The sequence below is a fragment of the Streptomyces sp. XM83C genome, from assembly GCF_023072675.1.
Taxonomy (GTDB): Bacteria; Actinomycetota; Actinomycetes; order Streptomycetales; family Streptomycetaceae; genus Streptomyces; species Streptomyces thermocoprophilus.
This window is the reverse complement of record NZ_JALLGL010000024.1, coordinates 26,763-38,616: the sequence shown is the minus strand read 5'-3', so window position 1 is coordinate 38,616 and position 11,854 is coordinate 26,763. Positions and strand designations below refer to the sequence as shown.

Here is an 11,854-nt window from a genome sequence, read left to right as displayed (position 1 = left end):
GGCTGGGATGTGTGTAAAAGAGACAGTCGTCGGCCTCGTGCAGCCAGCGCCGCAGCACGCGGTGGACCTGTTCGGCGCCGACGAGGGCGGAGCCGTCGGTGACGGGCGGAGAGCAGACCAGCGGGGACAGCAGGAACGGCCGGCTCTGCGCGCCGCCGAGCCCGCCGTGCGAGCCGATCTGCTCCTCGAAGGCGAGGACCTCGCCGTCGGCCGGGTCGTGGAAGGAGTTGACCATGATGTCGGGCGTGTCGGGGAAGCCGTGCGTGCGGCGCACCGCGTCGGCGGCGCCCGGCCCGAACGCGGCGAGCGGGCCGGGCTCCTCGTCCAGCCGGTCCAGCGGTATCTCGGCGCCGCGCGCCCCGAGGACCACCCCGCCGTGCTTCTCGCTGGCGACCAGCAGGAAGCCGATGCCGGGGTGGTTGGCGAGGGTGGTCAGCAGCGCCGGGTGACGGGCGTCGATCTCCTCCTTCGTCAAGCGGTGGGCGACGTCCGGGAAGGAGACCAGGCCCAGGTTGCCGGAGGCCAGCACGATCGGCTCGCTGGGGCGTCCCGTCGTACGGTCCCGCTCGCGGCCCTCCTCGACGGGGCGGCGCAGCGCGGCGCGGACTGCGGCGCGGGCCTCGGCGCCGCTGCGGGTGCGGCGTGCCCGGCGCGGCACGGGCAGCCCGCAGCCGGCCCTGACCAGGTCGGCGAGGGTGAGGCCGTAGCGGGAGCGGAACGTCTCGCCGGGGCTCTGCCCGTGGTCGGAGAGGACCACGATCCGGTACGGCCGCGGGGCGTGCTCGGCGGCCTTCTCGATCAGGGCGAGGGAGCGGTCGAGGCGTTGCAGTACCTTCTCGGCGTCGCGGCTGGTGGGGCCGGAGTGGTGGGCGACCTCGTCGTAGGCGACGAGGTCCGCGTAGACGGCGGTGCGGCCGGCGAGCATGTCGCCCATGACGGCGGCCACGACGACGTCCCGTTCGACGACGGTGGCGAAGGCACGGACGAGGGGGTAGAGGCCGCCGCGGGAGACACGGGGGCGCTGCCCGCGCAGCCGGGCCCGCACGGACTGGGTGATCTCTCGGGCGACCTCGGCGACGAAGGACAGCGCGGTGCGCACGGCGTTGGCGGGGTCGGAGAAGTAGGCGAAGTAGCCGGCCCTGGAGCGGTTCTCCCGGCCCCGGCGGGCGGACACCGACAGCACGAGGGCGTTCTCGGCGGCGCCGCCGCTGAAGAGGTTGCCGCGGCTGGCGCCGTCGGCGCTGAGCAGTCCGCCGTCCCCGGTGTGCTCGACGGCGCGGCGCTGAAGTTCGGCGGCGCTGGTCGGCCGGTTGCACACCATGATCTCGCCGCGTCGTTTGTCGTACCAGCGGAACGCGGGCACGCCGTGGTTGCTGCCGTGCAGGATGCCGAGCTGGCTGGCGCCGGTCTGGCTGGACCAGTCGGTGCGCCACGGGGTGAGCCGGTGGGTGGGCCGGTCGGCGTCGAGCCAGCGGGCGACGGTGGGCATCAGGCCCCTGCGGACGGCGTCCCGCAGCACGTCGTGGCCGACGCCGTCGAGCTGGACGAAGACGGTGCCCGGGGTGGCGGGGCAGGGCGGGCCCGCGCGGCGGCGGCGATCGGCGAGCCGGTACAGGCGGCGGCGGTAGGCGTCGTCGTCGCGGACGGCGAGCGCGGCGCCGGTGGCGGAGGCCACGGCGGACATCGCGGCGGCGACGATGACGGCGGTCTCGGGGGCGGCGGCGCTGTCGCCGGACGGGTTGATGCGCAGGGCGACGAGCAGGAGGGAGCCGTTGAGGAAGAACACCAGCAGGCCGAGGACGAGCGCGGGGACGAGCAGCAGCAGGCGGACCAGGAGGGGCCACACCAGTGCCGACAGCAGGCCGAAGGCGCCGGCGCCGAGGGCGGCGGTGACGGCGATACGGGTGGCGCTGTCGCCGTCGGCGGACTGGAGCTGGAAGTCCGGCAGGAGGCCGGCGAGGACGAGCATGGTGACCGTGGACACGGCCCACACCGCGATGCTGCGGCCCAGCTGGCCGGTGATCCGCCGCCAACGTCCCGATCGCACGCCTCGCACCTCGCCGTCCCGGCCCGCGTCCGCATCGGGCCCCGGGCTTCTACCCTGACACACGGTGCCGGCACGCCGACGCCACCCCCGTGCGCCCCCCCTGTGCCTGCGGCACGCCCGCGAGGGGGCACCCGGCGCGACGCCCGCCGCTGCCGAGGACTCGCCGCCCATGACACCCGCCTCAGGGGCGGGGAACTGCGCGACCAGCCCCCACCGGGCCGCAGGTGAAAATGGTGGCCCCGCCGGACAACGGGGCGCGGGGGACTGCGCGAAGCCCTTCCACCGGCCCGCGGGTGGAAACGGAACCGCAGCTGAGGCAAGGGGTCAGCGGCCGTCGTAGCCTGCCGTCGGCATCGACAGCCGTCGGTGCACCCGCGCCTTCATCTGCGCGTCGTACGCCGGCTCGGCGCATCCCACCGTCTCCACCCGCACCCCGCGCCGCGCGCACTCCGCGGCGAACTCCTCCACGGACGCCAGCGCGCTCTCCAGCACGCGCCGGCTGGGGGCGACGAACACGTCCACCCCGGGCCGGACCCCGTCCCACAGCGCCCCGTGATCGGGTCGCAGTCCGCTGACGAGGAGCTCCCGGGCGACGACGTAGCCGCGTTCGGCGGCCCACCGGGCGCAGATGGCGTGCTGGCTGCGCGAGTCCACCAGAAAGGGGTCCGTCTCGAGTTCCTCCAGCGGCGTCAGACTCGCGATCGCCGTGACACGGACACGGACCGGTCCCATGGCGCCCCCCTCACCTCCGGGTTTCGTCGCCGACCCTACTCCTGCCCGTAGGCTTCGGGGAGTCGCGCGAAGGAGGCAAAGAGGTGCCGGCGGAGATCACCTGGTGGGGTCACGCCACCTGCACGGTCGAGGATTCGGGCGTCCGTGTGCTGACCGATCCCCTGTTCGCGCGCAGGCTGGCGCACCTGCGGCGGCGCCGCGGGGGCACGCCCTCGCCGGAGGCCCGGCGCGCGGACGTCGTACTGGTGTCGCATCTGCATGCCGACCACCTTCATGTGCCCTCCTTGCAGGCGCTCGCGCCGGGCACGCGCCTGCTCGTGCCCCGGGGTGCGCCGCGCGCCGTGCCCGGGTTCGGGCGCCTGCGCCATCTGCGGATACGGGAGATGGCCCCCGGTGACGAGACGACGGTCGGCGATCTGCTGGTGCGGGCGGTGCCGGCCCGGCACGACGGGCGGCGGCTGCCGGTCGGCCCGCAGCGTGCTCCCGCGCTCGGGTATGTCGTGGAGGGCGAGACGCGCACCTATTTCGCGGGGGACACCGGCCTGTTCGAGTCGATGGCGAAGGAGGTCGGGCCGGTCGACGTGGCGTTGCTGCCGGTCGGCGGGTGGGGGCCGTTTCTGGGTGAGGAACATCTGGACGCGGGGCGGGCGGCGCGGGCGCTGGCGATGCTGGGGCCGCGCGCCGCGGTGCCGGTGCACTACGGCACGTTCTGGCCGATCGGCATGGACGCGGTGCGGCCGCACGAGTTCCACTCGCCGGGCACGGAGTTCGCGCGGCCGGGGTGCTGGCCGCGGCGCGTACCACCGTGCCGCCGGAGTCGACGCAGCAGGCGCTGGGCTATCCGTCGCTGTTCCTGCTGGTGCTGATCGGCGCGCTGGTGCCGGTGGTGCCGACCGGGGCGCTGGTGAGTTCGGCGGCGGTGGTGGCGTTCCATCAGACGGCGCCGTTCGCGCTGGCGCTGGTGTTCGTGACGGCGTCGCTGGCGGCGTTCTGCGGGGACGCGGCGCTGTACTGGCTCGGGCGGCGCGGGATGCGGTCGAAGAACGGCTCGCGCTGGCTGGAGGCGATCCGGGCCCGCGCGCCGGAGGAGCGGCTGGCTCAGGCGCAGGAGAAGCTCGCCGGGCACGGGGTGACGGTGCTGGTGCTGTCGCGGCTGGTGCCGGCGGGGCGTATCCCGGTGATGCTGGCGTGTCTGATGGCGGACTGGCCGCTGCGCCGGTTCGCGCGGGGCAATGTCCCGGCGTGCCTGGCGTGGGCGGTGACGTATCAGCTGATCGGCATTCTGGGGGGATCGCTGTTCCCGGAGCCGTGGGAGGGTGTGCTGGCGGCGGTGCTGCTGACGCTGCTGGTGAGCACCGCTCCGGGCGTGTGGCGACGCCTCCAGCGGTAGGCGGCGCCTCCAGCGGCCGGCGCAGTCCCCCAGCAGCGGTCGGCGGTTCCCGGGCAGTGGGCCGCCGTCGCGGCGCCGGACTTCCGCCGCGCAGGTCGGCTCGGGTCAGGTCAGGACGCGTGAGCCTCCCACCGGCAGGTCCCACAGGTCGTCGCGGTCCAGGCCGGCCTTCTCCCACGCGGCCCGAACCCGGGTCAGCGGCTCCAGCACGGGCTCCGCGGACAGGATGAAGGTGCCCCAGTGCATGGGGGCCATCCGGCGCGCCTCCAGGTCCTGGGCCGCCCTGACCGCCTCCTCCGGGTCGCAGTGCACGTCGCTGAGCCACCAGCGGGGGTCGTACGCGCCGATGGGCAGCAGGGCGAGATCGATGCCGGGGTAGCGGCGGCCGATACGGGTGAACCAGTGGCCGTAGCCGGTGTCGCCGGCGAAGTAGACGCGCCGGCCGTCCGGGTCGGTGAGCACCCAGCCGCCCCACAGCGAGCGGCACGTGTCGGTGAGGGTGCGCTTGGACCAGTGATGGGCGGGCACGAAGTCGAAGCGGACGCCGCGCAGTTCGGCCGCCTCCCACCAGTCCAGTTCGGTGACGCGGGTGAACCGTCGGCGCTGGAACCAGCGGCCGAGGCCCGCGGGCACGAGGACGGGGGTGTCGCGGGGCAGGCGGCGCAGGGTGGGGGCGTCGAGGTGGTCGTAGTGGTTGTGGCTGATGACGACGGCGTCGACGGGCGGCAGTTCCTCCCAGGCCACGCCGACGGGGGTGATCCTTGCGGGGGTGCCGAGGATACGGCGGGACCACACGGGGTCGGTCAGCACGGTCAGGCCGCCGATCCGCACCACCCAGCTGGCGTGCCCGGCCCAGGTGACGGCGACGGTGCGGGTGTCGACGCGCGGCAGAGGGGCGGGTGCGTACGGCAGGCGGGGGATGTCGGCGAGGCCTTCACGGTCCGGGCGTACGGCGCCCTCGCGGGCGAAGCGGGCGAGGGCTTTCAGGCCGGGCAGCGGGGCGGTGAGCCGGTCGTGGAAGGTCCGCGGCCACACCCGGCGTTCGCCCAGGGGCCGGGGTGCGGCGAGCGGCGGGTACGGCGCGGGCGCGGTGGGGGACGGCGGCGCCGACGAGCCCGGCGTGCTGCCCGGGGTGGTGGGAGTGCCTCTGCCGGCGCCCGGGGTGCTCGGGGCGCCTCGGGTGCCCGTCGGGGCCGTGGCACGGGTGGGGTGTGTCGTGACGGTGGCGCTCGAACCAGTGGTGGCTGTCGGGGTGTTCGACTCGGACTGCTGCGTCATCGAAGGGGCTCCCATCGCTGAGCGTCGTCGCGGAGATCGTCGAAGACCGACCTCAGAGTGAGCAACGCGCGGTGCACGTGTGGCAGTTCCAACGGGACGGGGGACGTCAGGCATTCCGCCCGCTCGGCGTCGGTGGCGCCCAGCAGCGGCCCGGTGGAGAGCCGGACGCGCAGGGCGCCGAGATCGTCGCCGAAGCGGTGGCCGCCCGGCGCGGGCATGCCGAGACGCCCGGTGAGGAAGTCCTCCAGTTCCTGGGCGTCGCCGACGCCTCGGCCGGTCAGCGCCGGGCGCAGCGGGCCGAGGTCGGCGTACAGGTGGCGGCCGGCCTGCGGGGGCCGGGCGAGGGCGCCGGCGCCGACGACGGCGGCGTGCACGGTGGCCGCCACACGCGCGTGCAGCCGTACCGAGGCGGCGACCCGTTCGGTGACCGGGGCGGGCTCGGTCAGGGCGTGAGCGGTCGCGGCGGCGACGGGCGCGGCGACGCAGGCGCCGAGCGCGGTGAGGACGTCCAGTACGCGCGCGTGGAGGTCCGCGCCGTGGTCGCCTGCGGGGAAGCGGGCGATCGCGGCGGGCCAGGCGGCGGGCAGCAGGGCGCCGGCCAGGTCGGCGACGACGGTGACCCGGTCGGGCAGCATCTCGGCGGGGCTGACCAGCACGGTCTCGTGCGGGTCGTGCAGGGTGTCGCGCCAGGTCTCGTCGCTGACGAGGTGCAGGCCCTCGCCGGCGGCGGCCTCGACGGTCTCGTGCAGCACCTCGGGCGGGGCGACGGTGGCGGTGGGGTCGTCGGCGACGGACAGCACCAGCAGCCGGGGGGCGCCGCCCTCGTCGCGTACCCGGCGGACGGTCTCCAGCAGCGCGTACGGGTCGGGGATGCCGCCGCACTCGGCGGGGGTGGCGACGTGGAAGACGGGCCGGCCCAGCATGCGTGCGTACGGCGCCCACCAGGCGGCGCACGGGCGCGGCACGAGCACGTCACCGCCGAGGGCGGCGGTCAGTGCCACGAGCAGGGCGTTGGCGCCGGGGGCGGCGGCGACCCGGTCCGGGGTGGCGGGCAGGGCGCGGCGGGCGAACCAGCCGCAGGCTGCCTCCCTGAGGGCGGTGCCGCCGCCGGCCGGTTCGACGTCGGTGCGTCCGGCCGCGGCGGCGACCCGATCGGCCAGGTCGGGCAGGACGGGCAGTCCGTCGCCGGGGAGGGGCGGCCCGAAGCGGACGGGACCGTGGCTCTGGGGGTCTGTCCGCCGCATGCGTACCTCCGCCCGGTTCCCGCCGGCCGGTGGCCGTGCCGGGAGCCTCGTCGTTCGTCGTGCCTCGGTGTCCAGCTGCCCACTGTGCGGATACCCCCGTACCCCACAGGCCATGGCAGTCCGCCGGGGTCGCGCGTGTCACATCCGCCGACGGCCCGGCCCCGGCCCCGGCCGTCGGCGGGCGTGCGGGGGGCTCAGTGGCCCGTCGCGGTTGCCCGGTGTTCCGTCGGGGGCGCTCAGTGGTCCGTCAGGGTCGCTCGGTGCCTCGTCGGGATCGCTCGGTCGTCCAGGGGATCGCTCAGTGGTCCATCAGGTCGCTCGGTGCCTCGTCAGGGTCTCTCGGTGCGGTCGGGGGGCTCCCCCAAGGGTGTTGCCGGGGGTGCGTCAGCGGTGCGGGGTGTCGTCGCGTTGCCGCAGCCGGTGCACGGCGGCGCCTGCCGCGCCCGCGATGAGCAGGCCGCCCGCGACCAGCGCGGGCACGGACGGGGTGAACGTCCCGCCCTCGCCGGCCCGCACCCCGTGCGGCAGGGCGGCGGCGCCGCAGGACGTGCCGTGCGGTGACGGGCAGGGAGAGTGCGGCGGGACCGGGACGGGCGGCGGGGTCACCGGCAGCGGCGGCGGCACGGGACCCGGCGGTGCGGTGCCGCCGTGCTGCGGGGAGGTGCGGGCGACGTCGAAGGTGGCGCTCCACGGCTTGCCGCTGCCGCCGGCCCCCGCGGGGCAGGTGCCGTCGACGGTCCACGCGGTGTCGGGGCCGGTCCCCTCCAGGTCGTCGAACTCGTCGGCGGGGGCGATCCGCGCGGTGCCGCGGTAGGCGGTGCCGTCGGCCGTACCCGACGCGGTGCCGGTGGCGCTGTCGCCGTCGGAGACCTTGCGCAGGGGGACGGTCTCCTCCTCGAAGGCGTCCGAGGTGGCCTCCAGTGTGTCGGGGGCGCCGCCGTCGAGGCCGTCGCAAGTGACGGTGACCGTGACGGTGCCGCCCGGCTGCACGGACGCCGGGCCCACCTCGGCGGCGGGGTCCGCGACGCCCTGGGGTGCCGCGGCTGCCACCGCGGCCCCGCTGAGCAGGGCGACGGACAGGACACGGGCGGTGCGGCGGCGCATGGGCGGGACTCCTTCCGGCGGCACGCCGGTCACGTGCCTCCGTTGCCATCACAGCCCGCCGGTGCCGGGGCCGCGCGCGGCCGACAGCCATTGGCGGGACCGGGGCGGCCAACAGGGTGACGGCGGTGCGTCCCGTCACGGCCGCGAGGTTTCCCCGCACACGGGCCGGAGACCCGGCACGGGCCGTCCGGTACGGCATCGCCCCACCCTCGCGCCGGGCAGGCACGTCACCGGTCCCCGGCCGCACCGTCAGGCGGACCGGCCGGGCGAGCGGGGCAGCCGTCACGCCGGCGTCCGGCCACGGCCGGGGTGGGCGGTCACGAGCGGCGGCCCACAGGACCACAGGACCACAGGGCCGCAGGCCCGGCGGCCCGCCGGCCCGCGGTCAATGCGTACGCGGAGCACGACGAGCACGACGAGCACGACGAACAAGAAAGGCTGATCCCCATGCGCATCGCGTTTCTGGCCGCCCCCGAAGGGGTGGAGCAGGTCGAACTGACCGACCCGTGGCAGGCCGCCGTCGACGCGGGGCACGAACCGGTGCTGGTGTCCACGGAGGCCGGCGAGATCCAGGCGTTCGGTCACCTGGACAAGGCGGACACGTTCCCGGTGGACGAGGTCGTGGGTGATGCGTCCGCGGCGTCCTTCGGCGGGCTGGTCCTGCCGGGCGGGGTGGCCAACCCCGACTTCCTGCGCATGGACGACAGGGCCGTGCGGTTCGTACGGGACTTCTTCGAACTGGGCCGTCCGGTCGCCGCGATCTGTCACGCGCCGTGGACGCTGATCGAGGCCGATGTCGTACGCGGCCGGGTGCTGACGTCCTGGCCGAGCCTGCGCACGGACATCGCCAACGCGGGCGGCACCTGGGTGGACGAGCAGGTGAAGGTGTGCGACCACGCGCCGAGCAGGCTGGTCACCAGCCGGAAGCCGGACGATCTGAAGGCGTTCTGCGAGACGTACCTGGAGGTGTTCGCCGAGGAGGCCGGCTGACGCTCACGATCACCTGACCGCGCCGGGCACCCGGTGCGGTCAGGTGCGGGGAGCCGCCGACTCCGCGCGGGTGCGTTCCCGGGCCCCTTCGCGGGTGCGCCCGGCGGCGACGAGCCGTTGCGGGTTGCGGCGCAGGTACTCGCCCTCGAGCTGGGCCATGCGCTCGTTGTGCGCGCGGAGCGCGTCGCTCGAGCCGTACAGCAGGGTGTCGTGGCGGGTGCGGTGGATGGTCTCCAGCTCTTTCATGAGCTGCTGGTCGTTCAGCCGCGCCGGGTCGACTCCGCTCATGGTGGTGCCCTGTTCGTCGTGTCCGTTCATGGTGTCCGGGTACCCGCCCGGGGGCACAGGCACGACCTCCGAGCGGCGCCCGGGAGGGAGCCAAGGATCTCGCTGTTCTGCATCCACTGTACGGACAAACCGGGTTCTCGGCCTCCGTGCGGGCCCCCGCCCCGCGTCCCGTGACGGCCCCTCGGCGGGGGAGGGGCCGTACGTGATCACGAGGGCCGTCGGACGGCCGTGGCCGTGAGTCGGGCAGGCGCCCGCCGGTCCGGGCCGTGGAGGCGGCGGAGGCCGTGAAGGCCGCGGGGCGCGGGCCCGCGACTACCGTGCCCGCTCCACGCGTCGCTCGTCCCACACCGGCTCGTTCGTCTCCCGGACCCGGCCGTCGCTGCCGAAGACGAGGAACCGGTCGAAGGAGCGGGCGAACCAGCGGTCGTGGGTGACGGCGAGGACCGTGCCCGCGAAGCCCTCCAGGCCCTCCTGGAGGGCTTCGGCGGACTCCAGGTCGAGGTTGTCGGTGGGCTCGTCCAGCAGCAGCGCCGTCACGCCCTGGAGTTCCAGCAGCAGGATCTGGAAGCGGGCCTGCTGGCCGCCGGAGAGCCGGTCGAAGGTCTGCTCGGCCTGCCGGGTCAGTTCGTAGCGGCGCAGCCTGGACATGGCGGCACCCCGGTCCTGCGCGTACTCGCGCCACAGGATGTCCAGCAGGGTGCGCCCGTGGAGTTCGGGGTGGGCGTGGGTCTGCGCGAAGTGGCCGGGCACCACGCGCGCGCCGAGCTTCCACCGCCCGGTGTGGGCGACGTCGTCCCCGGCGAGGAGGCGCAGGAAGTGCGACTTGCCGGAGCCGTTGGAGCCGAGGACGGCGACCCGTTCGCCGTAGAAGACCTCCAGGTCGAAGGGTTTCATCAGGCCGGTGAGTTCGAGCGCTTCGCAGGTGACGGCGCGTACGCCGGTACGGCCGCCCTTCAGCCGCATCCTGATGTCCTGCTCGCGGGGCGGCTCGGGCGGCGGGCCCGCCTCCTCGAACTTGCGCAGCCGGGTCTGGGCGGCACGGTAGCGGGAGGCCATGTCGGCGCTGATCTCGGCCGCCTGACGAAGCGTCAGGACGAGCCTCTTCAGCTGGGCGTGTTTCTCGTCCCAGCGTTTGCGGAGTTCCTCGAAGCGGGCGAAGCGTTCGCGGCGGGCGTCGTGGTAGGTGGCGAAGCCGCCGCCGTGCACCCAGGCGTCGGCGCCGGCCGGGCCGGGTTCCACAGTGACGATCTTCTGGGCGGCGCGGGCGAGGAGTTCACGGTCGTGGGAGACGAACAGGACCGTCTTGCGGGTCTCCCGCAGTTGTTCCTCCAGCCAGCGTTTGCCGGGTACGTCGAGGTAGTTGTCCGGCTCGTCGAGGAGCAGCACCTCGTCGGTGCCGCGCAGCAGCGCCTCCAGCACGAGCCGTTTCTGCTCGCCGCCGGAGAGGGTGCGCACCTGCCGCCACTGGGCCCTCTCATAGGGCACGCCGAGTGCGGCCGTGGTGCACATGTCCCACAGGGTCTCCGCCTCGTAGCCGCGCACCTCGGCCCAGTCGGCGAGGGCCTGCGCGTAGGCGAGCTGTGCGGCCTCGTCGTCGACGGTCATCACGGCGTGCTCGGCGGCGTCGACGGCCCGGGCGGCCTCGCGGATGCGCGGCGGGGCGACGGAGACCAGCAGGTCGCGTACGGTGCTGTCGTCCCGTACGGAGCCGACGAACTGGCGCATCACGCCGAGTCCGCCGCTGACGGTGATCGTGCCGCCGTGGGGTTTCAGCTCGCCCGAGATCAGCCGCAGCAGGGTGGTCTTGCCGGCGCCGTTGGGGCCGACGAGGGCGACGGCGGAGCCTTCGCCCACGCGGAAGGAGACATCGCCGAGGAGCGCCCTCCCGTCGGGAAGGCAGTACTCAAGGTGCGCTGCTTCGAGATGTCCCATGGGGTCGCATTCTGCGGGCCGCTGTCGGCGGGCGGCAAACGGATTTACGCCGCCCCAGGACCGCCCCGGGCCGCCCTCGGCTTCACCCGCGCCGGGGCGTCGGCGCGCAGGTCAGGGCGATGGCCAGCGGGCGCCCGGGGGCGCGGGGGTGGTGCGCCCGGTCGTGTCCGCCAGCTCACGCGTCGTCGGCGGCCTCGTCGACCCGGCGGCCGGTCGGTCCGGGGGCGCCCGCCGGGGTGACCGTCTGCCCCGCCCAGGTCAGGGCCGTCCATCCGGTGGACGGGGAGCCCTCGAGGGCGACGACGCCGGTGTTGCGCAGGGGGTGCGCGGCGGCGAAGGACACGTCGAGGTTGGCGGCGCGGGCCGCGGTCCACATGCGGATGGCCGCGCCGTGGCTGACGAGGGCGACCGTGCCGGTGCCGAGCGCGGCGGCCTCCGCGACGACGGCGTCGTAGCGGCTCAGGACCTCCTCGCCGCTCTCCCCGCCGGGGATGCGCCGCCGGGTGTCGCCGTCCGCCCACGCGAACACCGTCGTCATGTACATCCGGGCGCCCTCGGAGTGGCCGGGCAGCATCTCCATGTCGCCGGCGGAGATCTCCCGGATGCCGTCCCGGACGCGTACCTCCAGGCCTCGGGCCGCGGCGAGCGGCGCGGCGGTGAGCTGGGTGCGGACGAGGGTGGAGGCGAAGACGGCGCCGATGTTTTCGCCGGCGAGGGCGTCGGGCAGGGCCTCGGCCTGCTGTTTCCCGAGGTCGGTCAGTCCGGGGCCGGGCACGGCGGTGTCGAGGAGGGAGTCGACGTTGGAGGGTGTCTCGCCGTGGCGGATGAGGAGCAGACGCATCGGGGACT

At 75.2% G+C, this 11,854-nt stretch carries 11 protein-coding genes; 3 read left to right on the top strand and 8 right to left on the bottom strand.

The genetic code is table 11. The features are described 5' to 3' along the window. Both MTQ10_RS05200 and MTQ10_RS05195 read right to left on the bottom strand, forming a co-directional pair. Nucleotides 1-2,056 (bottom strand): alkaline phosphatase family protein (locus tag MTQ10_RS05200; protein WP_247462718.1); only part of this gene is annotated, 2,056 nt, incomplete at its 3' end. Between the two features lie 315 nt (nucleotides 2,057-2,371). Beyond that, nucleotides 2,372-2,779, bottom strand: coding sequence for a hypothetical protein (locus tag MTQ10_RS05195; protein WP_247462716.1), 408 nt, complete (start codon nucleotides 2,777-2,779; stop codon nucleotides 2,372-2,374). A gap of 83 nt (nucleotides 2,780-2,862) precedes the next feature. Here MTQ10_RS05195 and MTQ10_RS05190 point away from each other — a divergent pair, with 83 nt between their 5' ends. Together MTQ10_RS05190 and MTQ10_RS05185 are read left to right on the top strand one after the other, a co-directional pair. After that, entirely contained in the window at nucleotides 2,863-3,645 is a 783-nt protein-coding gene (locus MTQ10_RS05190) for an MBL fold metallo-hydrolase (protein ID WP_247462714.1), read from the top strand. Next, complete coding sequence (locus tag MTQ10_RS05185) at nucleotides 3,585-4,169, top strand: DedA family protein (protein ID WP_308404539.1); 585 nt, start codon at nucleotides 3,585-3,587, stop codon at nucleotides 4,167-4,169. Before MTQ10_RS05190 ends, MTQ10_RS05185 begins: the two co-directional genes overlap by 61 nt. A 105-nt stretch (nucleotides 4,170-4,274) precedes the next feature. Here MTQ10_RS05185 and MTQ10_RS05180 read toward each other — a convergent pair whose 3' ends face one another. From MTQ10_RS05180 to MTQ10_RS05170, 3 genes are all read right to left on the bottom strand, one after another. Next, entirely contained in the window at nucleotides 4,275-5,447 is a 1,173-nt protein-coding gene (locus MTQ10_RS05180) for an MBL fold metallo-hydrolase (protein ID WP_247462710.1), read from the bottom strand. Continuing rightward, entirely contained in the window at nucleotides 5,444-6,691 is a 1,248-nt protein-coding gene (locus tag MTQ10_RS05175; RefSeq protein WP_247462708.1) for an aminotransferase class I/II-fold pyridoxal phosphate-dependent enzyme, read from the bottom strand. The genes MTQ10_RS05180 and MTQ10_RS05175 overlap by 4 nt, the downstream gene beginning before the upstream one ends. Nucleotides 6,692-7,075: 384 nt before the next feature. Continuing rightward, a complete protein-coding gene (locus tag MTQ10_RS05170) occupies nucleotides 7,076-7,795 on the bottom strand; it encodes a hypothetical protein (RefSeq protein WP_247462706.1) in 720 nt (239 codons plus the stop codon). A gap of 447 nt (nucleotides 7,796-8,242) precedes the next feature. Between MTQ10_RS05170 and MTQ10_RS05165 the strand changes: the two genes are divergently transcribed. Further along, the gene (locus MTQ10_RS05165; protein ID WP_247462704.1) at nucleotides 8,243-8,785 is read left to right on the top strand and encodes a type 1 glutamine amidotransferase domain-containing protein; all 543 of its coding nucleotides are present in this window, start codon (nucleotides 8,243-8,245) and stop codon (nucleotides 8,783-8,785) included. 39 nt (nucleotides 8,786-8,824) lie between these two features. On the opposite strand, the gene MTQ10_RS05160 is transcribed toward MTQ10_RS05165, so the two are convergent. The 3 genes from MTQ10_RS05160 to MTQ10_RS05150 all read right to left on the bottom strand — a co-directional run bounded on the left by MTQ10_RS05160 (nucleotide 8,825) and on the right by MTQ10_RS05150 (nucleotide 11,846). Beyond that, complete coding sequence (locus MTQ10_RS05160; protein ID WP_247462702.1) at nucleotides 8,825-9,103, bottom strand: DUF6158 family protein; 279 nt, start codon at nucleotides 9,101-9,103, stop codon at nucleotides 8,825-8,827. 282 nt (nucleotides 9,104-9,385) lie between these two features. Beyond that, nucleotides 9,386-11,005: an ABC-F family ATP-binding cassette domain-containing protein gene (locus MTQ10_RS05155; protein ID WP_247462701.1), complete on the bottom strand. Its 1,620-nt coding sequence runs from the start codon at nucleotides 11,003-11,005 to the stop codon at nucleotides 9,386-9,388. Between the two features lie 175 nt (nucleotides 11,006-11,180). Further along, a complete protein-coding gene (locus tag MTQ10_RS05150) occupies nucleotides 11,181-11,846 on the bottom strand; it encodes a histidine phosphatase family protein (RefSeq protein ID WP_247462699.1) in 666 nt (221 codons plus the stop codon). Nucleotides 11,847-11,854 lie beyond the last annotated feature (8 nt).

Coding starts and splice junctions, on each gene's coding strand:
- MTQ10_RS05195 (WP_247462716.1), bottom strand. CDS start 2,779: ATGGGACCGGTCCGTGTCCGTGTCACGGCGATCGCGAGTCTGACGCCG.
- MTQ10_RS05180 (WP_247462710.1), bottom strand. CDS start 5,447: ATGACGCAGCAGTCCGAGTCGAACACCCCGACAGCCACCACTGGTTCG.
- MTQ10_RS05175 (WP_247462708.1), bottom strand. CDS start 6,691: ATGCGGCGGACAGACCCCCAGAGCCACGGTCCCGTCCGCTTCGGGCCG.
- MTQ10_RS05170 (WP_247462706.1), bottom strand. CDS start 7,795: ATGCGCCGCCGCACCGCCCGTGTCCTGTCCGTCGCCCTGCTCAGCGGG.
- MTQ10_RS05165 (WP_247462704.1), top strand. CDS start 8,243: ATGCGCATCGCGTTTCTGGCCGCCCCCGAAGGGGTGGAGCAGGTCGAA.
- MTQ10_RS05160 (WP_247462702.1), bottom strand. CDS start 9,103: ATGAACGGACACGACGAACAGGGCACCACCATGAGCGGAGTCGACCCG.
- MTQ10_RS05155 (WP_247462701.1), bottom strand. CDS start 11,005: ATGGGACATCTCGAAGCAGCGCACCTTGAGTACTGCCTTCCCGACGGG.
- MTQ10_RS05150 (WP_247462699.1), bottom strand. CDS start 11,846: ATGCGTCTGCTCCTCATCCGCCACGGCGAGACACCCTCCAACGTCGAC.